Source organism: Thalassospira sp. MCCC 1A01428, assembly GCF_002115825.1.
In the GTDB taxonomy this organism is placed as follows: Bacteria; Pseudomonadota; Alphaproteobacteria; order Rhodospirillales; family Thalassospiraceae; genus Thalassospira.
The window spans coordinates 1-22,272 of the sequence record NZ_JFJZ01000052.1; the positions used below are offsets into that span (position 1 = coordinate 1).

General features: G+C 52.6%; 19 protein-coding genes and 2 pseudogenes. 9 read left to right on the forward strand and 12 right to left on the reverse strand.

The window, feature by feature from the left end:
• Both THS27_RS22915 and THS27_RS22920 read left to right on the forward strand, forming a co-directional pair.
• A partial coding sequence (locus THS27_RS22915; protein WP_210402989.1) for an FAD-binding oxidoreductase occupies positions 1 to 1,412 on the forward strand: 1,412 nt, incomplete at its 5' end.
• A 47-nt stretch (positions 1,413 to 1,459) separates the two neighbouring features.
• Positions 1,460 to 2,548, forward strand: a complete 1,089-nt coding sequence (locus tag THS27_RS22920) for an ABC transporter ATP-binding protein (protein WP_085594851.1) — start codon at positions 1,460 to 1,462, stop codon at positions 2,546 to 2,548.
• Between the two features lie 95 nt (positions 2,549 to 2,643).
• On the opposite strand, the pseudogene THS27_RS22925 reads toward THS27_RS22920, so the two are convergent.
• Together THS27_RS22925 and THS27_RS22930 are read right to left on the reverse strand one after the other, a co-directional pair.
• A pseudogene (locus THS27_RS22925) lies at positions 2,644 to 3,933 on the reverse strand (TRAP transporter large permease).
• On the reverse strand, positions 3,930 to 4,445 hold the full coding sequence (locus tag THS27_RS22930) for a TRAP transporter small permease (protein WP_168184981.1): 516 nt from the start codon (positions 4,443 to 4,445) through the stop codon (positions 3,930 to 3,932). The pseudogene THS27_RS22925 and the gene THS27_RS22930 overlap by 4 nt, the downstream one beginning before the upstream one ends.
• A 21-nt stretch (positions 4,446 to 4,466) precedes the next feature.
• Here THS27_RS22930 and THS27_RS22935 point away from each other — a divergent pair, with 21 nt between their 5' ends.
• The gene (locus tag THS27_RS22935; protein ID WP_168184982.1) at positions 4,467 to 5,225 is read left to right on the forward strand and encodes an ROK family protein; all 759 of its coding nucleotides are present in this window, start codon (positions 4,467 to 4,469) and stop codon (positions 5,223 to 5,225) included.
• Between the two features lie 190 nt (positions 5,226 to 5,415).
• On the opposite strand, the pseudogene THS27_RS27770 reads toward THS27_RS22935, so the two are convergent.
• A pseudogene (locus THS27_RS27770) lies at positions 5,416 to 5,587 on the reverse strand (transposase); the annotation flags it as partial.
• Positions 5,588 to 5,847: 260 nt separating this feature from the next.
• On the opposite strand from THS27_RS27770, the gene THS27_RS22940 reads away from it, so the two are divergent.
• On the forward strand, positions 5,848 to 6,837 hold the full coding sequence (locus tag THS27_RS22940; protein WP_085594857.1) for an asparaginase: 990 nt from the start codon (positions 5,848 to 5,850) through the stop codon (positions 6,835 to 6,837).
• A 522-nt stretch (positions 6,838 to 7,359) separates the two neighbouring features.
• Here the strand turns inward: THS27_RS22940 and purU are convergent.
• From purU to THS27_RS22975, 7 genes are all read right to left on the reverse strand, one after another.
• Positions 7,360 to 8,244 carry a formyltetrahydrofolate deformylase gene (gene purU, locus THS27_RS22945; protein ID WP_085594859.1) on the reverse strand — a complete coding sequence of 295 codons (885 nt, stop codon included), beginning with the start codon at positions 8,242 to 8,244 and terminating at the stop codon, positions 7,360 to 7,362.
• A 45-nt stretch (positions 8,245 to 8,289) separates the two neighbouring features.
• Entirely contained in the window at positions 8,290 to 8,823 is a 534-nt protein-coding gene (locus tag THS27_RS22950) for a sarcosine oxidase subunit gamma (RefSeq protein ID WP_085594861.1), read from the reverse strand.
• Positions 8,816 to 11,779: a sarcosine oxidase subunit alpha family protein gene (locus THS27_RS22955; protein ID WP_085594863.1), complete on the reverse strand. Its 2,964-nt coding sequence runs from the start codon at positions 11,777 to 11,779 to the stop codon at positions 8,816 to 8,818. The genes THS27_RS22950 and THS27_RS22955 overlap by 8 nt, the downstream gene beginning before the upstream one ends.
• The gene (locus tag THS27_RS22960; RefSeq protein WP_085594865.1) at positions 11,776 to 12,042 is read right to left on the reverse strand and encodes a sarcosine oxidase subunit delta; all 267 of its coding nucleotides are present in this window, start codon (positions 12,040 to 12,042) and stop codon (positions 11,776 to 11,778) included. Before THS27_RS22960 ends, THS27_RS22955 begins: the two co-directional genes overlap by 4 nt.
• A 9-nt stretch (positions 12,043 to 12,051) precedes the next feature.
• Positions 12,052 to 13,308, reverse strand: coding sequence for a sarcosine oxidase subunit beta family protein (locus tag THS27_RS22965; protein ID WP_085594867.1), 1,257 nt, complete (start codon positions 13,306 to 13,308; stop codon positions 12,052 to 12,054).
• On the reverse strand, positions 13,305 to 14,705 hold the full coding sequence (locus THS27_RS22970) for an aspartate ammonia-lyase (protein ID WP_085594869.1): 1,401 nt from the start codon (positions 14,703 to 14,705) through the stop codon (positions 13,305 to 13,307). The genes THS27_RS22965 and THS27_RS22970 overlap by 4 nt, the downstream gene beginning before the upstream one ends.
• A 312-nt stretch (positions 14,706 to 15,017) precedes the next feature.
• Positions 15,018 to 16,085 (reverse strand): LysR family transcriptional regulator, encoded by a 1,068-nt coding sequence (locus tag THS27_RS22975; protein ID WP_085594871.1) that lies wholly within the window; start codon positions 16,083 to 16,085, stop codon positions 15,018 to 15,020.
• 196 nt (positions 16,086 to 16,281) lie between these two features.
• On the opposite strand from THS27_RS22975, the gene THS27_RS22980 reads away from it, so the two are divergent.
• From THS27_RS22980 to folD, 5 genes are read left to right on the forward strand one after another with little or no spacing between them, the layout of a single operon-like run.
• Positions 16,282 to 17,118 carry a transporter substrate-binding domain-containing protein gene (locus THS27_RS22980; RefSeq protein ID WP_085594873.1) on the forward strand — a complete coding sequence of 279 codons (837 nt, stop codon included), beginning with the start codon at positions 16,282 to 16,284 and terminating at the stop codon, positions 17,116 to 17,118.
• Between the two features lie 57 nt (positions 17,119 to 17,175).
• Positions 17,176 to 17,934 carry an amino acid ABC transporter permease gene (locus THS27_RS22985; protein ID WP_085594875.1) on the forward strand — a complete coding sequence of 253 codons (759 nt, stop codon included), beginning with the start codon at positions 17,176 to 17,178 and terminating at the stop codon, positions 17,932 to 17,934.
• On the forward strand, positions 17,931 to 18,617 hold the full coding sequence (locus THS27_RS22990; RefSeq protein WP_085594877.1) for an amino acid ABC transporter permease: 687 nt from the start codon (positions 17,931 to 17,933) through the stop codon (positions 18,615 to 18,617). Before THS27_RS22985 ends, THS27_RS22990 begins: the two co-directional genes overlap by 4 nt.
• A gap of 9 nt (positions 18,618 to 18,626) precedes the next feature.
• Complete coding sequence (locus THS27_RS22995; protein WP_085594879.1) at positions 18,627 to 19,376, forward strand: amino acid ABC transporter ATP-binding protein; 750 nt, start codon at positions 18,627 to 18,629, stop codon at positions 19,374 to 19,376.
• 2 nt (positions 19,377 to 19,378) lie between these two features.
• Positions 19,379 to 20,320, forward strand: coding sequence for a bifunctional methylenetetrahydrofolate dehydrogenase/methenyltetrahydrofolate cyclohydrolase FolD (folD, locus tag THS27_RS23000; protein ID WP_085594881.1), 942 nt, complete (start codon positions 19,379 to 19,381; stop codon positions 20,318 to 20,320).
• 81 nt (positions 20,321 to 20,401) lie between these two features.
• Here the strand turns inward: folD and THS27_RS27775 are convergent, their stop codons facing one another.
• Together THS27_RS27775 and THS27_RS23010 are read right to left on the reverse strand one after the other, a co-directional pair.
• Entirely contained in the window at positions 20,402 to 20,566 is a 165-nt protein-coding gene (locus THS27_RS27775; RefSeq protein WP_210402990.1) for a sigma 54-interacting transcriptional regulator, read from the reverse strand.
• Positions 20,567 to 21,158: 592 nt separating this feature from the next.
• Positions 21,159 to 22,247 carry a 4-oxalomesaconate tautomerase gene (locus tag THS27_RS23010; RefSeq protein ID WP_085594885.1) on the reverse strand — a complete coding sequence of 363 codons (1,089 nt, stop codon included), beginning with the start codon at positions 22,245 to 22,247 and terminating at the stop codon, positions 21,159 to 21,161.
• Positions 22,248 to 22,272 lie beyond the last annotated feature (25 nt).

Below are 22,272 nucleotides of genomic sequence, written 5' to 3' on the forward strand. Positions count from 1 at the left end.
AATTGAGTCCAGACCCTAGTATTGCTGCACAGGATGACCGTTCTTTCTGGTTGCATGATACCGCAATTTCAGCCGCGACAAACCGGCAGGAAGGCGAACAACATGCCGATGTTGTTATTGTTGGCGGTGGTTACACCGGACTGTGGACAGCTTTACGCATTCGGGAACAGGCCCCCGAAACACGTGTTGTTGTCCTTGAGGCAGATTTTTGCGGCTCTGGCGCTTCGGGCCGGAATGGCGGGCAAGTTCATTCCTGGTTTGCCGAACTTGACCACCTAAGTGCTGTTGTTGGCGAACAGGAAGCACAGCAACTTTGTGTCGCCTCGGTTGATGCCATCGCCGAACTGGAGCAATTGCAAAAATCAGGCGCGATCGACATGGATTTGCGGCTTGACGGTTGGTTCTGGACGGCAAGTTCCAAGTCCCAGGAAGGCGCATGGGACCGGGCGCTTGCCCTGACGAAAGCCGCGGGTGTCGATCGATTTAAGGTATTATCGACGGCAGAGATAGAAGCTCGCACCGGCTCATCTGCATCTTATGCAGGAATTGTCGAGCCAAATGCAGGTACGGTCCACCCCGCAAAACTGGCAATTGGCCTTAGAAATCTTGCCGTCGTCAAGGGTGTGATCATTCATGAACAAAGCCCGGTAACCAACATCATTCCCGGGAAATGTTGCAAAGTGCAAACACCTCGCGGAACCGTGCATGGCAAGAAAATTGTACTGGCGACCAATGCATGGCTATCAGCCATTCCCGAGCTTAGACAATATATGTATGTCGTCGACAGTCAGGTGATTGCAACTGCAGAGATACCGGATTTGCTTGATCACATCGGGTGGCGGGACGGTTCGGCGATTTGTGATTCACAAATGCAGGTTCTTTATTACCAGCGCACCAAAGGTGGCCGCATCGTTTTTGGCCGGGGCAGCGGCAATGTTGCCTTTCGCGGTAATTTCGGCGCTGATTTCAATCGAAGCCCGGAACATGGCCAGGATAACATACGGGAACTTCATCGTGTTTACCCTGCGTTGCGCGATGTTCCGATAGAATTCGATTGGGCAGGGGCCATCGACTGCGTTGCAGATCATGTTCCGGTCTTCGACCATTTGCGTGAACATCCAAATATTTTTTACGGCATGGGGTTCAACGGCACGGGAATTGCCCAAACTCCGGTTGCCGGGCGAATTCTTGCCAGTCTGGTTCTGGGAAAGCAGGACCGCTGGAGCCGCAGCGGCCTGGTCGGAATTAGCCGGCGTCTGAAACTGCCACCGGAACCTTTCCGTTATCTTGGTGCTAAACTGGTGCGTCATGCCATTCGCCGCCGAAATGCTGCCGAAATTCAAAACCTCGCGCCAGGTTCCATCACCCGTTTTATCTCGGAACTTACTCCGGGTCGCCGTGTACAAGACTGAGATAATCCGCGTCTGCGTAAATCTGGAATAATAAAAGGGGAAGGCTTATGGCCGAATTAACATTGCAAAACGTGAAGAAATCCTATGGCGAATTGTCCATTCTTCACGGCATAGACCTTAAAATCGCCTCCGGCGAGTTCACGGTATTTGTCGGCCCATCCGGGTGCGGAAAATCAACATTGTTACGCTCTATTGCCGGTCTGGAAGACATTACATCCGGTGAATTGCGCATTGACGGGCAATTGATGAACAAAGTACCGCCATCCCGTCGCGGGATTGCGATGGTGTTTCAATCATACGCTTTGTATCCGCATATGACCGTGTATGAAAACATGGCCTTTGGCATGCGGATCGCAGGGGAGCACAAGAACCGGATCGACGAACGTGTGCGTCAGGCAGCGGCCAGTCTTCAGTTGCAAGACTATCTTCAACGCTTCCCCAAGGCGTTGTCAGGAGGGCAGCGCCAGCGCGTTGCTATCGGGCGGGCAATTGTCCGTAATCCAAGGGTGTTTTTGTTCGACGAACCGTTATCCAACCTGGACGCGGCCCTGCGTGTGGCAACGCGTATCGAGATCGCCAAACTGAAAAAGGCAATGCCGAACGCAACGATGATTTACGTAACGCACGATCAGGTTGAGGCCATGACACTTGCCGACCGGATTGTTGTGCTGAAAGACGGCAAGATCGAACAGATCGGGTCACCGACAGAACTTTACAGAAAGCCAGGTAACCTTTTCGTTGCCCAGTTTATCGGCTCACCTGCAATGAATATATTACCCGCGATTATCGACCAAACTGGCACCAGGACCATTGTACACCATATTGCGGACCGTAAAGTGCAGGTCCCAGTCACCACTGATACACAAACATCCGGATGCGATGTCCACTTTGGCATCCGCCCGGAAGATTTGTTTGTTGCCCCGGGCGAGGAATATGTTGTTGAAGGCCTTGTTGACCATGTTGAACAACTTGGCGAAGTTCAGCTTGTTTATGTAAAGGTCGGCGCGGAAGAGAGAACAATCGTGGCTAAATTGCCCGGTTATGCGGAAATCGAGATCGGCAGCACATTAAAACTCGATGCCAAACCTCAGGATCTTCATCTTTTTGATCAGGCAGGTCAGTCTCTGCTTCAATAGGATGCCTCGAAGATTAAATCAGAGACTTCGTCCTGTCGTGGCTCTGATACCTGCCATTGGATCAGAGCTTCCTTATGCACAACCTCAAGACCGGGTTAGAGCCATGTTAACAATCCTAGTGAAAGGGCCGGAATAAATGTCACCAGTCCCAGTACGACGAGCATTACCAGATAGAATGGCAATAGGGATTTGATTGTCCGTTCGATGCTGACGCCACCGACGCCGCAGCCGACCATGAGTGAAATACCAACTGGGGGTGTGCACAGTCCAATACCGAGATTAAGCATCATGACGATGCAAAAATGGATCGGATTCATGCCGATTTGGGTGACAATCGGTAGCAGGATCGGAGTGAGGATCAGAATAAGGACGCCCATATCCATCAACATTCCCAGAACCAGAAGAAGTAAATTCACCATCAGCATAATGGCAATCGGGCTGGATTAGACGCCAAGAATGAAATCCGCAAGCGCAGAAGGAACTTGTAAATAGGAGAGCAGAAACCCGAACGCGGAGGATGTCATGATAATTGCGACAACCATTGCCAGCGTTTCAAGCGTGCCACTCATGATTTTACGAGCTTTTGCGCCGTCCATTGAACGGTAGATAAAGGTTGTCACCAGGAGGGCGTAGGCAACGGCTATGGCTGCTGATTCAGTGGCAGTGAATATACCGAAAATGATACCGCCTATGATGATAACGATTGTGAACAGTCCGACAGAGGCCCTGGTCAGAATGCCAACTGCGTCTTTAAGGCGATAGCGCTCGCCGCGGGGGTGGTTGTGTCTGATCGCCATAATCCAGCACAGTAGCATCAGTGAGCCAGACAAAATCAGCCCGGGAATATAGCCAGCGATAAAGAGACTGCTGATTGGAAGGCCGCCTGCAGCAAGTGCAAAATATATCATGTTCTGGCTTGGTGGAATCAGAACGCCCTGTACTGATGAGGTAACGGTCACTGCAACCGAATATTCGGCAGGGTATCCCCTGTTTTTCATTCCCGGTATCAGAAAGGAGCCGATAGATGCCACATCGGCAACAGATGACCCCGAAATTCCGCCAAAAAACGTACTCGCAAGCACATTTCCCTGGGCAAGGCCACCTCGGAAACGCCCTACCAGTACATCTGAAAATTTCACAAGTCGGTCTGATATCCCACCCTCGGTCATAATATTGCCGACAAGGATGAAAAACGGGACGGCCAGAAAGGTAAAAGAAAAAAGCCCGTTAATCATGCGCTGACCGATCATCATCAACGGCAATCCCAGATAGAATGCTGTGATTGAGGACGAAAGGCCAAGGGCGAAAGCAACCGGAATCCGGATTACCATGAGTCCTGTAAAGGTGCCGAGAAGCAGCAGTATTCCGATTTCCTGTTCGCTCATCTGTGGGCTTCCGCTTCGGGGTTGGTATCTGTGCTTAGTGACCGGGTAACAAGGTTCGTGATGGCGTTTAGTCCCATAAGGCAACCACCAGAAAAGGCCGAGAAATAAAGCCAGCTTTTGGGGAGTTGAGAGGCGGGAAGCCGACTACGCCCGGTAACAGTTACCAGGTCCCATCCCTTGAATATAAGGATGGAGGCAAAAATCAGGATCGCGATCTGGGCCAATGCATCAACGACTTGTCTGCCACTTGGCGGCAGCAGATCGCGAAAAAACATGATGGAAATGTGGCTGTGTCGGCGTACTCCGATTGCCACAGCAAGCATACCGAACCAGACCAGGCTGATCATTGCCACTTCTTCGGACCATTTGGTCGGATTGTTAAATCCGAAGCGCAAGATAACCTGAAGCACGGTAACGATGACGATTAGTTCCAGCAGTCGATAGCAGATAAACTGCGCGACAAGATTGGCACCATCCACGATAGTGGCAATCTGCTTTAGGCGATTTTGCACTGGCACCACTTGGTTTGCCTCTTGGAAAAGCAGGTCAGGGGCAGTGCCCCCGGCCTTTGTTGGGGGAAATCAATTCACTTCGCTAATGCGATTGATGTAATCGCTCAGTTCGGGGAATTCGTCATAGATTGGCAGGATGGCCTGCCGGTAGGGGTCAATCGCAATCTTAACTTAGAGCTTCGCACAAGATTGTTGCGCAAGAAGGAAGAACGGGAAGGTAGCGTGCTGCTTATCCATTGGGGTTACGGGATTGGCTCATCATATGCACTGAACGGATCAGTGATTGAGTCGAGCATTGGTAGTTTCGGGGAATTCGGGCACTGGACGGTTGACCCGTTATCAATGCGGCAATGTCATTGTGGAGAAAGTGGATGCTTGGAGACGATCGCTTCCTTGTGGTCGCTTCTGCCGGAATTAAGAACGATATATCCCGTTGTTCCATCTGAAGAAACCGCGTTTGAGGCATTTACGCGCGAGAATGATATTTCCGAATTGCCAATGATCGAACGCGCGGTTGATGCTTTTGCTCTTTCCCTTGCCAATCTGAACAAGGCGGTTTTTGCCGATCGAATTGTTCTGACCGGCCCGTTCGTTAATATTCCATCTGTTCTGAAACGTCTGGAGAGCCGGTTTTTCCAGCATTTACCGCATTATGCACATGGTAAATACCAGATGTATGTGGCCACACTTGGTGCCTTTGATATTACCCAGGGCTGTGTCATGCCTTTTTTCGAGGAGCGGATGCGCACCATTTTTACAGCACATGATGAAGCCAGATAGCCGTATCTTTCGGTATAAGCGGGTTATTCAGTGCTACGATGCGATGTGCAGGCTAACGTAAATGAGGTGTCATGCTCTGTTGAATTTGAACAGCACGAGAAAACCTCGCATTCGCCGGGACGTTCTCGTCATTCAGTTCGCGTGCACATCTCGGCAGGCATCTACTTTATGCAACGGTTTTCATTTTTTAAGCCTTTATCTGGCTGATCATGGTGCATCCAGCCCGCCATATTTGGGCACCACTTGGAAAAACGCGTTGAACTCATTTAACGCTCCCGACAACGATCGGGCACGGGAACTCCACCTTTTGCCTGTAGCAGGATTGAAAGGATCTGTGTGTAACTAAATCTGCTCTTTTTCATCAAAATCTCCTCGTTTAGTAAGCCTGAGAAAATTCTACTTTTGAAACCTCTTATTTCACGGGGGATTACCATTACCCGAGGAGCTTTTTTTGACCATAAATTTGAAGTGAGAAATTTGTTGCCAAGGAAGCGGGGAAGAGAGCATCGTCCCTGAAATCATTTTTATACATCCTGAAAAACGACTTTATATCTGTCGATTTTCAGATGGCAGTTATCTCGATATACGGTCTCCAACATCCCGGTAATTAAGGAATAAACTGATGTCTGATCATTCTCGTCGTATTGTTGTGCTGGGGACGGGGGGAACCATCGCCGGCTCATCATCAGAGGCGGGTGCCAATGTCGGTTATACAGCGGGGACGGTACCGGTAACGGCACTTCTGGACGGTTTTTCTGCTCCGGCGGGGTTCGAATTGCATGTCGAACAGGTCGCACAGATAGACAGTAAAGATATGGATTTTGCGACCTGGCACAGCCTTCTTTTGCGCTGCCAATATTGGCTGAGGCAGGATGATGTTGCCGGTTTGATTGTCACCCATGGCACAGATACCATTGAGGAAACATCGTTCTTCTTGCATTCTGTTTTACAATCATCAAAACCTGTTGTCATGACCTGCGCAATGCGGCCTGCCTCATCCAACAACCCGGATGGGCCGCAAAACCTCCGCGACGCCATTAGCGTTGCGACAACACAAGGGGCAACAGGCGTTATAATCGTGTGCGCCGGTGAAGTGCATGGTTCTAAAGACGTCAGCAAGGTTCATCCTTATAGGCTGAACGCGTTTAGCTCAGGCGATGCCGGGCCCATTGGTTATGTAGAAGAAGGCAAAGTTCGGTTGGTGCGTAACTGGTCATGCTATGACGCGCCTTTCGTTGGCAATACGGCATTTCCGTTGCCCGCCGCAAATGAATGGCCCCGTATCGAGATCATCCTTAGCCATGCCGGAGCTCGCGGCGAGATTATTGATACCTTGATACGCGAAAAGCAGGAAAATCACCCTGACGCAGTGGCGGGAATTGTGCTGGGGGCAACGGGAAATGGCAGTCTTCACCAGGCACTGGAGAAGGGGGGCATCGCCGCACAGGACGCCGGCATACATGTGCTGGTCGCCACGCGTTGCATTGCCGGACATATTATTCCGTCACTAACCGAAAAACTGCCCTTAAGCACTGATCTATCACCGACAAAAGCAAGGATTGCGTTGCTTTTACAGCTTCTTAAAGACCGCAAGGAATTGGCTGTTTCATAGAAAAATAATTCTTCGTTTTCAGCTTGTTGGAAGCATTCACCCAAACAAATATATGAAACTGAAAAAAGTGGGAACTTGGTTTCTCGAACCAACCGTTAGTGCCGAAATGGATTTACCGCGTAGCATCGGATGAACAGCCAAGTGGCATAAGTTAGCGAATGCCTTTTGACTGTATGGATATCTTGTTTACAGGAATCCGGTCGTTGGCGGGTACCGTCAATGCCGGGAAGGCCGCAGATAGCCACACGCAACATCAAAGCCAGGTCAATTTTTCAAGATTTGACCGACACATTTATTATAGAGATTGTAAAAATTCTGAGGTTTACTTTCCTCGACGATCTGGCCTGTTTCTATGGAAATTCTGAGGTCGGAATAGTCCGGGCATACGTTTCACGTTTTTGCTGTCCGCCCGATACTAAATGTGAAAGAGAGAGCCAAAGGATAGTCACATCCTTTGGCTCTCTAAAACTTGGTTTTATAACGCGGAATTGTATTCTAAATTATTTCCATAAAATCAGATGCTTAACCCATCTTTTCGGAAGCATAACTTCCCGGGCTGGCGGGAAAGACAATGGTTTTATTGCCATTTAAAAAAGCGCGCTGGTGAATATGGGCATGAATGGCCCGGGCCAGCACCTGCGCCTCAATATCGCGTCCCAGGCTGACATAATCTTCAGGGGACTGGGCATGGGTGATGCGCACGATATCCTGTTCAATGATGGGGCCTTCGTCCAGGTCCGCCGTTACATAATGCGCCGTGGCCCCTATCAGCTTTACCCCGCGCACAAATGCCTGCTTGTATGGGTTTGCCCCCTTAAAGGATGGCAGGAATGAATGATGGATGTTAATCACCCGTCCTTGCATTTTCTTGCAAACCTGATCAGACAGAATTTGCATATAGCGGGCAAGAACGATCAATTCTGCTTCTGATTCCTCGACAACTTCCATCAGGCGCTGTTCGGCCTGTGGTTTGTTTTCCTTTGTCACCCGAATGTGGTGAAAGGGGATGTCGTGATTAACAATCAGCTTTTGATAGGTCAGATGGTTGGATACAACCCCGACAATATCAATTGGCAAGGCACCGATCCGCCAGCGATACAAAAGGTCATTCAGGCAATGACCGAAATTTGATACCATCAACAGAACCTTGGTCCGTTGCGCGCTGTTATTAAGCGCAAAGGTAATGTCAAATTCGGCCGCGACCGTTTCAAAACTGCTGCGCAGGGTTTCAAGATTTGCCCCCGTTTCCGACCGAAACGTAATGCGCATGAAAAACTTTTCCGTTTGCGGGTCATCAAACTGCGCGGAATCAGTGATGTTACAGCCGTGATCGGCAAGAAACCCGGCAATTGCTGCTACGATCCCACGGCGGGACTGGCATTGAACGGTAAGAACAAAATTATCCACAAATTGCTCCTTCCAGGAGGTTGGCTAGTTGGCAGGCTGGCAAGCTCAGGCCGCATGTCCAAAATGGCGGGTCAAAAGATCACAAAGCGAAACGGTCCAGGTTGTCGGTATCAAAAGGTCAAAGGTTTGATCCCCCTTGCGATCCACCAGCACCCCAACATTGTGCATTCCGGCCTGAACAAACGTTCCCACCGGAAAGGCCGAAGCCGAAAAATCAATGGCCATTACCCGGGCCAGCAAACCCGCAGCACCAGCCCCTTCAAGGCGCAGACATCGGCGCGCATCTGATAAATCCAGCACAACCATGTCATCGCCACCGGCCTGATCGACCGGCATAGCGGACTGAAGCAGCACACGGTTCGGGGCGATACGCCATAACACACTGTTTTCATGGCGCATGGCAGTGCGATAATCGGTCGGCAGCGACACGCCAAAGGATTGCAGGGCAGCATTCACCGCCGGTTCAAACCCGTCCCACCCGGCAAACTGGGTGATATGCCCGGTTGCGACCTCGCTGATGGTTACGGCTTCACCTGTGCTGATGGCGCCATTGACCGGCAATTTGTTATGTTTAACCATTTTGACGAAGCCCTTCGGGGTCAAAGAAATGATGCGAGACGACCTTTGCCTGCAAGGTGCTGTTGCCGACAAAATCAACAACACGAATGGTTTCACCCAACCGGGTGCGCCCCCGTGATAACAGTGCAAGGGCAATGTTTTTCTTCAGGGCAGGGGAATAGGTTGTTGACGATACCCAGCCTTCACTATGCCCTTCGGTCGGGCCGGTTTGGGCAAATAAAAGCGACCCCGCCTTTGCCCCCTGATCGCCAATAATTTCGAGGCCGACAAGGGTGGGGCGGTCCGGGTTTTCAAGATGCGGGCGCTTGCGCAACACCGCGCCCAGGAACGGCTTTTTGCCCGATGCCAGGCCTTCCAGCCCCAAATCCTGCATCGTGGTGCGGCCTTCAATTTCGGCACCGGCAACATGGCCTTTTTCGATGCGAAGGGCACCCATGGCTTCGGTGCCATAGGGTTTTAACGAATGCACCTTGCCCGCTGCCATCAGGCTTTCCCACACCATCCGGCCCGATTTGGCAGGCACATAAATTTCATAGGCCAGCTCGCCAGAATAACTCATGCGGTGAAGACGGCAGTTAACACCATTAACAAGCACATTGGTAAAGTGATTGTTGGGCAGGGCATCGCGGCTTAAATCGGCACCGGTCACATCGGCCAGCAATTGCCGGGATGTTGGCCCCGCAATGGCAAAGGCCGCCCATTGGTCGGTAATGGTGGTGACATGCACCTTCAAATCCCGCCAGGCGGTATCAAGCAGCAATTCGGCCTTTGCCAGAATTTTCGCCGCATTGGCCGTGGTGGTGGACATGAAATAGTCATTCTCGCCCAACCGTGCAGTTGCGCCATCATCGAGGACAAAGCCATCCTCGCGAAGCATCACACCATATCGCAGGCGTCCAAGTGCAAGTGTTTTAAACCCGTTGGTATAAACCCGGTTTAAAAATTCGGCCGCATCGGGGCCCTGAACCGCAATTTTGCCCAATGTTGACACATCAACAATGCCAACATGTTCGCGCACATGGGCGGCCTCGCGGATATAGGCACGGCGCAAATCCTCGCCATTTTCGGGGTAATACCAAGGGCGCAGCCAGGCACCGGCTTCGGTAAATTCGGCACCATTTTCGCGGTGCCAGTCATGAATAACCGACAGGCGGGTGGGGCGGAAATGCAGGCCATGTTCATGGCCGACAATGGCGCCAATGGTAACCGGCGTAAAGGGCGGGCGAAACCGTGTTGTCCCAACAGCCGGAATATCCATTTTACACAGTGCCGCCATCCGCGACAGCGCATTTAAATTCGATGTTTTCCCCTGATCGGTCGCCATGCCCGATGTGGTATAGCGTTTCAAATGCTCGACCGAGACATAACCTTCCAGATGGGCCTGGTCGATATCCGCCAGTTTGACGTCATGCTGGAAATCGACAAAGGCTTTGCCCGGTGTGGTGCCATCCGGCTTGGTAATGATGGTTACCGGCGACAGGTCATTGCCCCAGAACGGCTCGGTAAGGGTCAATTCCGGCGCGTCACCGGTTTTGCCACCGGCATCAAACCCTTGACGAAGTGCGTCTTCACAGCTTGTCGTGCCCATCAATGCGCCAACACAGGTGATGTTTTCACGCTGACGTTGAGGTAAAAATGCGTCAAGGCTTTTATGGTAATCGGGCTTGCCGAAACGCTGACTCCATAAATGTAAAACGGGGGCCCATCCGCCTGAAACGGCAATAAGATCGCATTTGATCATGCGTGGGCTGCCCGTTGCGTGGCCAGCCGAATCAACCGGTACAATTTGCGCGCCGGTCACACATTTTTTGCCCCGGGCCTGCAAAATGCCGTGGCCTGCCAACACCGTAATCCCCGCCCGCACCGATTTTTGCACCAGAACGGACGAAATATTTGCCCGCACATCGCAAATGGTTACCGTTGCACCGGCATCGCGCAGGTCAAACGCGGTTTGATAGGCACTGTCATTATTGGTGGCGAGAACAACTTCCTGCCCGCACAAAACCGCATAGCGGTTCAGATATTCGCGAACGGCCGATGCCAGCATGACACCGGGCACATCATTGCCCGCAAAAACCAGCGGGCGTTCCAGCGCACCTGTTGCCAAAATGGTTTTGCCCGCGCGCAACAAACAGTAACGCTGGCGCGGTTTGTCCGCTTCTGGCACCTGCATATGGTCCTGCAGGCGTTCAACCAGGCCAAACACATCACCATCATAGGCACCAAAGGCGGTTGTGCGGGTCAGAATGCGCACATTATCCATAGCGCGCAATTCTGCCGCCGTCTGTGCCAGCCAGGCATCACTTGTGGAACCCGCCTGTTCATCCAGCAAACTGCCGCCCAGCACGTGGTCCTGGTCCACCAGCACTACATTATCGCCCTTGCGCCCGGCAGCCAGTGCTGCCGCCAGGCCCGACGGGCCAGCACCAATGATCAGGGTGTCGCAAAATGCGTTGATCTTTTCGTAATGGTCGGGGTCATCGATTGTTTTGGCAAAGCCCATGCCGGCGGCCTTGCGGATGAACCGCTCGCAAAACATCCAGAACCCGGTGCCCTGAAACGGGCCAATAAAGGTTTTGTAATAAAACCCGGCACCAAAAAATCGCGACATCAGGTCAAGGGGCGCGCCTATATCAAATTCAAGGCTGGGCCAGGCATTTTGCGGGGTCGATGATAAACCGGCAAAGGCTTCGACCAGGGTTGCCTGGGCGTTGGGCTCGTGGCGGGCGCCATCGCGCAAATGCACCAGGGCATTTGGTTCTTCGGCACCTGCCGCTATAATCCCGCGCGGACGGTGATATTTAAAACTGCGGGCGACAACGCCTTTGTTTCCGGCCAGCAGGGCCGATGCCAGTGTATCGCCGCCAAAGGCCGTAAACTGTTTACCACCAAAACGGACGGCAAATTTCTGGCTGCGGTCAATGCGGCCGCCATTTGAAAGTCTGCGCGATGTCATTTGGAAACCTCACGAGCAAGGAAGCTTTGACCCATTTCATGGGTCAGGGTATCGCGTTCAACCACCAGCCACTGGCGGCACCCCGTCACGTGATGCCAGTATTCGCGGTGCGGGCCACGGGGGTTGTCTCGCATAAAAACGTAATCAAGCCATGCTTTCTGGTCGGTTTCGGTAATGTCGGGCTGCTGCACGGTGGCATCGGCACCATAGGTAAATTCGGTTTCGTCGCGTAAGCCGCAAATGGGGCAATGAATTCTCAGCATGATTAAACCTCAATGCGCGTTTGGTTGCGGGCCAACGCCCTTTTCGTCGATCTGATAGCCGCGCGCGAACCGGTCCAGGGTGAATTCGGCGTTGTCGGGGTGGGGTTCGCCTTTGGCAATTGTCCAGGCAAAACAAAAGCCCGACGCCGGCGTGGCCTTGAACCCGCCGTAACACCAGCCCCCATTCAGCCACAGCCCCTCGACCGGCATTTTCGAAATAATGGGCGAGCCATCCATGCTCATATCCATTACCCCGGCCCAGTGACGCAAAAGCCGCAACCGCGACAGCGACGGCATCAGGGCCTTTGCGCTTTGCAGGGTATGTTCAACAATCGGCAGGCCGCCGCGCTGGGCATAGGAATTAAACCCGTCAAGGTCACCGCCCAGAACCAGGCCACCCTTGTCAGACTGGCTGATGTAAAAATGCGCCGCACCAAATGAAATTACGCTATCGACCAGCGGTTTTAGTGGTTCGGTGACAAAGGCCTGCAAAACATGGGTTTCAATGGGCAGGCGCAAACCGGCCTTCGCCGCCAGATGTCCGCTATGCCCGGCCACGGCCAGGGCAACCTTTTTCGCCCGGATCGGGCCGCGACTGGTTTCAACCCCCACAATCCGGTCCTGGTCCCACAAATAACCGGTCACTTCGCATTGCTGGATGATATCAACGCCATTCTGATCAGCCCCGCGGGCATAACCCCATGCCACGGCATCGTGGCGGGCTGTTCCGGCGCGCGACTGGTAAATGGCCCCGTGAATGGGGAAACGGGCATTTGCCGAATAATCCAGATAGGGCAGGCGCCGCATCACTTCGGCACGGTCAAACAGTTCAGCATCAATGCCGTTGGACCGCATGATATTGCCGCGCCGCCGTGCCGCATCCATCTGGCCTGGCGAATGACACAAATTATACTGCCCGCGCTGCGAGATCATGACATTGTAGTTCAGATCCTGGCTAAGATTTTCCCACAGCTTCATGGAGCGTTCATAAAACATGGTATTGCCTGGCATCATGTAATTTGAACGGACAATGGTGGTATTTCGCCCGGTATTACCGCCACCCAGCCAGCCTTTTTCCAGCACGGCCACATTGCGAATGCCATGTTCCTTGGCAAGGTAATAGGCCGTTGCCAGGCCATGCCCGCCGCCGCCAACAATGATCACGTCATATTCCGGTTTTGGCACCGGGTCGCGCCAGGCGCGGGACCAGTGCCTGTTCCCCGTTAGTCCATGGCGCAAAATAGACAGGGCAGAATAGCGGCTCATGCGATTTCCTCATGATAATCAGTGCTTTCACGAACCACCCTGAGGACTTCGTCATGTGTGAGAAGGTCTCGCTCGATGGCCAGTTCAATGAAGGGGCGTTTGCTGGCAACGGATTCCTGAACCAGTCGTGCGGTCTCGGCATAACCAAGTTTGGGCACGAACACGGTGGCAAGAGCCGATGATTGAAGAAGATTGGTAAGGGACTGTTCGGTATCGGCTTCGATCCCGGCGATACATTTATCAGCAAAAATGCGCGTCGAATTGGCCAGAAGCTCGATTGAATCAAACATGCGCGAGGCAATGACCGGCTCGAAATGGTTGATTTCCAACTGGCCCTGAAGGGACGCCAGCGACACCGCCGCATCATTGCCAACAACGGCAAAGGCAACCTGCTGCATCATCATGGGCAGCACCGGATTAACCTTGCCCGGCATAATCGATGACCCCGGCTGAACCGATGGCAGGCGCAACTCGCCAACACCACTATTGGGGCCGGATGCCAGAATGATCAGGTCTGATGCAATCTTGCCGATCACCTCGGCGCAAATGCGAATTTCAGATGATAGCCTTGCAAAGGCATCGGCGTTTTGCATGGCATCAAACATGTCTTCGCCGGGCGAAACATGGGCACCAACAATGGCCTTCAGGTGATAATAAACAGCCTTGCGATAACCCGCTGCCGCCCCCAGCCCGGTGCCAATGGCCGTCCCGCCCAACGGCAAAACCAGCATTTCGTTGCGCGCAATGCGCAATTTGGCGATCAGGCGGCGAATGGCCGCGGCATACCCGCCAAATGCCTGGCCCAGGCGCATGGGTTGTGCTGCCTGCATGCAGGTCCGGCCAATGCGCAACACATCGTCAAATGCGCGGGCACGATCCGAAAGCGTAACAGCCAGATGTTCCAGAACATCAATCAATGCATAGGATTTATCGTAAATCGCCAGCTTGACCGCAGCAGGCAACACATCGTTGGTGGACTGCCCTTTATTCACATGGTCGTTGGGATGAACGATATCGTAGGAACCAACCGGCTTACCCAGTTTCTGAAGCGCGCGGTTCGCCAGCACTTCGTTCATATTCATATTGATCGACGTGCCACCGGACCCTTCCAGCAAATCGACAACAAACTGTTCGACATGTTCCCCACCGGCAATTTCGGTTGCCCCATCAATTATGGCATTGGCAATGGCGGCCGGCAGTACGCCAATATCACGGTTGGCCGCGGCGGATGCCTGTTTGATCTGCGCTAACGCCTTTAAAAGCTCGGGGGCGTCGCGCAGCTTGCGAAAGGAAATATTGAAATTTTCCTGCCCGCGCAATGTCGCGACCCCGTACAGCGCGCCTTCAGGTATTTCGCGTGATCCCAGGCTGTCGGTATCTGTTCTTGTATGTGGCATGGTGGTCCCTGACTTCGGACTGTCGATGCGCAGAACCATGACAAAGCCGGGACGGGATTTGAATCAAATAAGCCAGACTTAAGTTAATTCACTTAACATCATAATTTGGATTAATAGTATAGTGAGAAAGCAGTGGTGTTTTCTGTTATCCGCCATCAGTTCCGGCACAGTTAAAATGACAAAACACCAATATATTTCAGCTGCTTAACTGAAATCATCCAGCTGGATTGACTTGAAAACCCTGTCAAATCTGAAAAGCGGGCGTTCCCATCCGAACGCCGATCAATCTGGCAATGATGGCAGACAAACAGGTTAATCCCCGTCCTGATCGTGTTCCGCCCCAGGCGTCGCGTCCATATCCGCATCCAGTGACAAATCGACCAGACTGGTAATTTCATCTGGCACCGGTGGCTGCCACACCATTTCGGTCGAGATATTGGCAAGCCAGGGAATTTCGCCAACAATTTGCGGCACGGTATGGTTTAGCAACATATCGCGTGCCGCCTGCGCAATGCGCGGACCCAGGGTATCAAACTCGCCCCGGCGGGTAACCAGCGTTAATTCACGCGAAAAGCCGGGGCTGGGCAGGGGCAATACCGCCAGGCCTGGCAGGTGCAACCCGCCCTGAATTAGGCATAGGGGTGTCGTAATCGCAACACCCACACCGCCTACCACCATTGCCAGCAGGGAATCCGAGGTATCAAACGATAAAATTTGCGAATGTTCGATCCGAAGGCGGCGCAAATGCCGCTCAACCTGCATGCCCATATGCGACCGCGCGCTATAGCGGATTAAGCGGTGGTCAATCAGAATATCGCGCAGGGGCCGGTTGCGCAGGGTATCACCCCAGGCAATGGGTGCTACCAGCACAAAGGGTTCCCGAAAAAGTGGAAACCGCATTAATTCATCAAGTTCATCCATCGGGTCGGATGTAATGGCTGCGTCAATTTCGTGGCGCATCAGGGCATCGGCATGTGCGTTGGCAAGGCCGGAAAATGCTGTCACGCGCAGCGCGATCGAGCCTTCCATCAAATCGCGGATCAAAACCGGCCCAACGGCGGATGCAAATGTATCGACCATGCCCAAGCGCAAATTTTGCCGTTCCGGCCGCAGGGCAGTTGCCCGGACTTCCTCGATTGCGCGTTCCGCCCGAATGGCAATTTCGCGAATATGGGCCACCAAAACGCGCCCGGTTTCGGTGGGCACCAGGGGGCGACGGTTGCGATGCACCAGGGTAACATCCACCTGCGTCTCGGCCCGTTTCATGGCCTGCGAAACAGCGGATTGCGTCATGCCCAGTTGGGCGGCCGCCGCGCTCATGCTACCTTCTTCGATAACAGTTGCTGCAATTTCAAGGGCATGAAGATCGGGAAGGGGCATGATTAACTTTAACCGTATTAATGAAAATCAGTAATTCCACTACTACTAGGGAATTCCAATTGAAGCAACCGGCAAGTTTAGGGACAGTCAAATCCGTTAAAGGCATTTCTCTCCGCTCATAATAATAACAAGCCAAGAGAACGGATCGCGGCGATTAAAGCCACGTTTATCACCAAGGAATTATCAGGGGTATAACATGATCAACCTAAAAGCACTTGCGCTTGCCGCATGCGTTGCATTCATCAGCACGGCCGCGTCTGCTCAGTCACTTGAATGTGGAGACGACACACTTTGCCGCGTCAAAGCAGCGGGCACTTTGAAAATCGGCACCAAGGACGATTATGTGCCCTGGTCCTATCGCGCCTCGGATGGCAGCTTTATGGGAATGGAAGTCGATATCGGCAAAAAAATTGCCGATGGACTGGGGGTCAAGGCGGAATTCGTGAAGGTCACCTCCGCCAACCGGTTTGAATTTCTTGCCCAGGGACAGATCGACCTTATGATCGCTTCGGCATCCGATACGGCGGATCGTCGCAAGATCGTTTCGTTTGTGCACCCCAACTATTATTCGTCGGGTTATTCGGTGTTACTGCCCAAAACCATCAAGGCAACCGAATGGAAACAGATTTCCGGTCAGACTGTGTGTGCTGTTCAGGGCGCATGGTACAACAAACCCGCACAGCAGGAATTCGGCGTTAAAATTCTGGCTTTTGCCGGCACGGCGGAAACCGAAGCCGCGATGAAACAAGGGCGTTGCATCGGCCTTCTTGAAGATGACAACCAGATTAATGTCCGCTTGTCAAAGGAACAATGGGCCGATTACCAGATGCCGCTGCCCGTGATGGCCGAGACCCCCTGGGGCATGGCTGTTCGTCATGATGATCAGTTTTCACCCTTTGGCTATTTTGTTGCAGGCATGGTTGCCCAGATGCACCGAGATGGCACGTTGCTTAAACTTGAAGCCGATAATGGCATCAAAAACTCCGCCTATCTGATCAAAATGCATGAAGCGCTGAAAGATCACATCAACTGATCGTAAGCCCGCATTGGTCCGGCGTCATTGGACGCCGGACGTAGCAGAGTATCGGATATGATTACTGACATTCAGACTTTCTTCCGCGAACTGGCGAATTCGGGGATCAATCTGACTATTTTCTATGATGCGTTTGACTTTGAACGTTTCATTACAGGGCTGGGCAATACGGTTTTGCTCATTCTCGCCAGCACCTTTTTCTCGATCATTATCGGAGCGATCGGTACCGCCATTTTAACATCAGGGCGGGCTTTTCCCGGCTTTCTTGTACGCAGTTATGTTGCCCTTTTTCGCAACACACCGCTGATCGTGCAGATGTATTTCTTCTATTTTGCCATCGGCAGCATCATGCCGGTCGGCCAGAACGAACTGGGCCTGCCCGAACCCCTGCTGGGCAGTTTCAGCTGGGCGGTCATTTCGCTATCGCTTTATGCCGGGGCTTTTAACGTTGAAACATTCCGCGCCGGGGTAGGGGCAGTTCATGGCTCCTACGAGGAAGCGGCGTTCGCCCTTGGTTATAATCGTAGACAGGCCTTTTTCGCTGTCACTGTCCCACTGGCACTCAGGTTCTCGTTTGCCTCGTTGTCAAACAACCTGGTTGATCTGACCAAGGCAACAACAGTTGCCTATGCCGTTGGTGTTGCGGAACTTTTATATGTTTCAAACCAGATCTGGTCAGACTCGCTCAACACTATCGAAATGATGAATGTCATGCTCGTCATCTATCTGGTTCTGACCGGGGCTGTTGTCTTTATCATCAACCGGGTGGAAGCCGTGATGCGCTTGCCGGGCTTTGGTCTGGGAGACAACCAATGACCACATCAAACCTGTATCTTCAGATCCTTGAATGGATGCCGTTTGTCCTGCAGGGCTTTGTGATGAACATCCTGATGAGCCTGCTTGCCATTGTCATTGGCACGGCAGTTGGTACTTTTCTGGGGCTGGGCCAGCTTTCGCTCAATTTCACAATCGGCCTGCCATCCAAATTGCTGACCCAGTTGTTTCGTAATGCGCCGTGGCTGGTTTTGTTGTTTTACTGCATTTTCCTGATGCCTTATCAGGTCAATATCGCAGGCATCACCATTGAACTGCCAAGCTGGCTTCGCGCCACCATCGGCTTTTCCTTTCCGGTGGCAGCCAATTTCTCGGAAATTGTGCGCGGGGCAGTTAAATCTGTACCGCGCGGACAGTGGGAAGCTGCCGAAGCACTGGGTTACAGCCGCAAGGCAACGCTTTTTCGCATTATCCTGCCGCAATGCCTGACCCGCATGATCCCGCCCTGGATGAACCTGTATGCTTTGCTGTTAACCGCAACGCCGCTTTCCATGATTGTCGGGGTAGAGGAAGCACTGGGCCGCACCCAGGCCGCCGTTCAGGCACAAAGTGATTCCCGCGTGCTGATCCCGATGTATGCAGCGCTTCTGGCAATGTTCTTTCTTTATACCTGGCCGATCAATCGCCTCTCGTTGGTGCTTGAACGACGCTTCCGCACGAAATGAGGTGCTGATATGACTATTTCTCCCAATTCTCAGCCATTGATTTCCCTTCGGGGCGTTCACAAATCCTTTGGTGCCTTCGAGGTGCTGCGTGGCATTGATATGGATATCTGCAAAGGTGAGGTCGTTGCCATTATCGGCCCGTCCGGTTCGGGTAAATCAACGATTTTGCGTACGATCAACGGCCTGACGCCGGTTAATAAGGGCACGATCAAGGTTGGCGATATCACGGTCAGTGACCCGGAACTTGACCAGGTCAAACTGCGCCATCGTGTTGGTATGGTGTTTCAGCAGTATAACCTGTTCCCCCACAAAACCGTGCTGGAAAACGTTGCCATGGCCCCCATTCAGGTCCTAAAGCAACCGCGTCGCGAAGTTGAAGACCGCGCGCAAAAGCTTCTGGCGGATATGCGCCTGCCCGATAAGGCTAATTCCTATCCGGGTGAACTTTCAGGTGGGCAGCAACAACGTGTTGCCATTGCTCGTGCGCTTTGCATGGAACCCGAAGTCATCCTGTTTGACGAGGTTACAGCCGCACTTGACCCGGAAATGGTCAAGGAAGTCCTTTCGGCCGTTCGCAAGGTGGCCGAAGACGGTATGACCTGCATTCTGGTAACCCATGAAATGGGCTTTGCGCGTGAGGCGGCGGACCATGTCTATTTCACCGATAAGGGCGTAATTGTTGAACATGCGCCCCCGGCAGAATTTTTCTCGCAGGCCAGCGACCCGCGCACGGCCGAATTTCTTTCCAAGGTTCTTTAGCAATGGCAGCTATTATCGACGGAAAGGAATTTGCCCAGCGCATTCACGATTTTGTTCGCGAACAGGTGTGGCAAATTCAGCAGGATGCAGGGCGGGGCAGTGTGCCCGGCCTCGCCACCATTCTGGTGGGGGAAGACCCGGCATCCGAAGTTTATGTGCGCAATAAGGGCCGCAAAACCCGCGAAGCCGGCATGGCATCCTTTCAGCACCGTCTGCCTGCCACCATTGGCGAGGATGAATTGCTCTCGCTGATCGCGACCCTTAATCAGGATGTCGATATTCACGGCATTCTGGTGCAATTGCCGCTGCCTGCACATATCAACAGCGATAATGTCATTAACGCCATTGCACCGGAAAAGGATGTTGATGGCTTTCACACCCGCAATGTCGGCCTGCTGGGAAGTGGACAGAAGGCAATGTTGCCCTGCACACCCTTGGGATGCACGCTGATGCTGCGTGAACATTTCGGCACGTTAAAGGGCAAAAATGCATTGGTCATTGGCCGGTCCAACATTGTTGGCAAACCGATGGCGCAATTGCTGCTTGCCGATGATTGCACGGTGACCATTGCGCACCGATACACCGAAAACCTGATCGATCATTGCCGTCAGGCAGATATTGTTATTGTTGCCGTTGGCAAACCCGGGCTGATCCCCGGCAACTGGTTAAAGCCGGGTGCCGTCGTGATTGATGTGGGCATTAACCGTATTATCCAGGATGGCAAAACAATGCTGGTCGGCGATGTTGATTTCGCATCTGCCGCCACAGTTGCCAGCGCGATTACACCCGTACCGGGCGGTGTTGGTCCCATGACAATTGCCTGCCTGCTTTATAACACCTTGACGGCTTATTGCCGCATCCAACAGATTCCTGAACCGGATGAAACCGGCTTCACTCTTGCCGAAGGCATCGGCCAATTGCGCGAGTTCCGGGAAGCTGGGTGATCGCAACGATAAATTCACTTCATTTACACGGTAATAAGTAACAGTGGGTATTCCAACATCGAGAATGCCCACTATTACTTATTATAGATGAGACGCAGGGCATAATTGGCCGGAAACTGGCCGCATGCAACTGTTGGCCAATGTTGTTTTACCTGTACCTCTTTCTCCAATTAGCAGGACAGGAACGCGTAATGGTACCCGTTTATTAAGTTGTTCCATCGCTTCTTTGAGTGCTTTACTGCTCACATTGGCGGAATTTCATGTCTGGTCGTGCGCCGAGGTAGCGTTGAAGAGTGGTATCAAGCGCAACAACAATATGGGAGTCCCTGTTGCGTTGGCGGATTTGTTCGGAACCCGGTCTGGTCATCAGGTTCGGCGGGCACCGTTGCCGGACAATTGGTTGCATGTGTCGTCAAGGCGAGTAAAGCCCGTTACATAGGTGTGTCGTTGATGTATGCGGGGCAATTCTAGAAAATTTTCGTTGTCTCTCGGGCGAATGGATGGAAACGCTTCGTCTTCATGCAGAACCACGTGAAGCTGCTCTACGGTGAGGAGGAGAGAGAAATGCTTCTATACTGCAAAGCTGAGAATATTGGCGGCGTCCCGTAGAGCCCGTTTGCGCGCGGTCGTTTGACTCTTGATTGGAGCGAGCAAAGCGTGCGCTTCCAAACTGACGAGTTCTTCTGCACGCGGGTGAGTGAGGACGCCGAGAGGCACGTGGTAGAGGCAGTTGCAGAGATTGTTCAGAACAGGGAGGTTCCCAGATCGCAGATCATCATACTGGCATGGGTTCTGTTGAAGTCCGACATATCGGGACGATGATTTTAATTAGCCTTGATCAATGACCTTGCCAAATCACAGACGGAACGTAAATCCGGCCATCAGCCAGTTTGCGGGCAGTTCGTAATATGCCAGCGGATTTAAGAGTAAAGGTTGCAGCCAGGTCGAAGTCGACTAAAACGTCGATCGTGCCAGAAGCGTGCTCAAGCACCACGTTTGCAGGACTGCTGTTGGGACGGGTCAGTAGGCCGTCAGCGACACTTCCTGGCGTTAAAGCGCACGCGGCCAAACATTGCGCGCCGGTAACAGCCATACTGGGATGTGTGTTCCATGGCATGAAATAACGGGCGGCAATGGTGCCATTGGCTTTTGCCGGTGCTAAAAGGCCAAACTTCGGGGTAACCGATTGACGAACATCCCCCATCCCCATCTTTCTTGCGGCCTCGCGGCGTATATGCTCCATTCGAGCAAAAAATTCAGTGTTTTGATCCAGTTCGGAAGCACTTTCATAGCCCGATAATCCGAAATCGGATGCCCGCGCAATTACCATCGGCATCGCCACATCCATACAAGTGACTTCAATACCCTCAATTGTATCTCGTAAATTGCCTGTGGGGATAAAGCTTCCGGTGACCTTTCCTACAACTTCCATAAATTGCAATGCAACCGGAGCTGCGCTGCCTGGGACGCCAGCGATCGTGACATCTCCGCCATATACCAGTGTCCGCGCAGGTGTTTGAACACGGGCTAATATCCGTGCCCCTGTATTTACCGCCCGAATTCTGATTTCTGTTTCGTTTTCCTGTGGTTTAACGAGGCTCATTTCAATTGCAGCCGGCCCCACGGCGGAAAGAATGTTTCCGCATGTCGGCTTAAAATCTACCAGTTGGTGCTCCACTGAAACCTGGGCAAAGAAATAATCAATATCTGCCCATTCATCATTGGAGGGCGAAAGCATTGCAACTTTGGTTGTCACTGCTGCTCCGCCACCGATCCCGTCAATGTTTAACGGGTGGCCCGAGCCAATAGTTGCGAGCAGAACTTTTACCAGGGTGTCTTGGTCTTCTGGTAAATCGGAACGCCTGAAATATGGGCCGCGTGAGGTACCCCCCCGCATGAAAACGAAGGGAATTCCAGTTTGTGTCACGGTAATTTCCACTCTTTCTAAATCG

Excerpts from the sequence above, each read along its gene's own strand:
- THS27_RS22960 (WP_085594865.1), bottom strand. The coding sequence starts at position 12,042 with ATGCTGAGAATTCATTGCCCCATTTGCGGCTTACGCGACGAAACCGAA.
- THS27_RS22990 (WP_085594877.1), top strand. The coding sequence starts at position 17,931 with ATGACCACATCAAACCTGTATCTTCAGATCCTTGAATGGATGCCGTTT.
- THS27_RS22985 (WP_085594875.1), top strand. The coding sequence starts at position 17,176 with ATGATTACTGACATTCAGACTTTCTTCCGCGAACTGGCGAATTCGGGG.
- folD (WP_085594881.1), top strand. The coding sequence starts at position 19,379 with ATGGCAGCTATTATCGACGGAAAGGAATTTGCCCAGCGCATTCACGAT.
- THS27_RS22975 (WP_085594871.1), bottom strand. The coding sequence starts at position 16,085 with ATGCCCCTTCCCGATCTTCATGCCCTTGAAATTGCAGCAACTGTTATC.
- THS27_RS22950 (WP_085594861.1), bottom strand. The coding sequence starts at position 8,823 with ATGGTTAAACATAACAAATTGCCGGTCAATGGCGCCATCAGCACAGGT.
- THS27_RS22955 (WP_085594863.1), bottom strand. The coding sequence starts at position 11,779 with ATGACATCGCGCAGACTTTCAAATGGCGGCCGCATTGACCGCAGCCAG.
- THS27_RS22920 (WP_085594851.1), top strand. The coding sequence starts at position 1,460 with ATGGCCGAATTAACATTGCAAAACGTGAAGAAATCCTATGGCGAATTG.
- THS27_RS22995 (WP_085594879.1), top strand. The coding sequence starts at position 18,627 with ATGACTATTTCTCCCAATTCTCAGCCATTGATTTCCCTTCGGGGCGTT.
- THS27_RS22980 (WP_085594873.1), top strand. The coding sequence starts at position 16,282 with ATGATCAACCTAAAAGCACTTGCGCTTGCCGCATGCGTTGCATTCATC.
- THS27_RS22965 (WP_085594867.1), bottom strand. The coding sequence starts at position 13,308 with ATGAGCCGCTATTCTGCCCTGTCTATTTTGCGCCATGGACTAACGGGG.
- THS27_RS22970 (WP_085594869.1), bottom strand. The coding sequence starts at position 14,705 with ATGCCACATACAAGAACAGATACCGACAGCCTGGGATCACGCGAAATA.
- THS27_RS22940 (WP_085594857.1), top strand. The coding sequence starts at position 5,848 with ATGTCTGATCATTCTCGTCGTATTGTTGTGCTGGGGACGGGGGGAACC.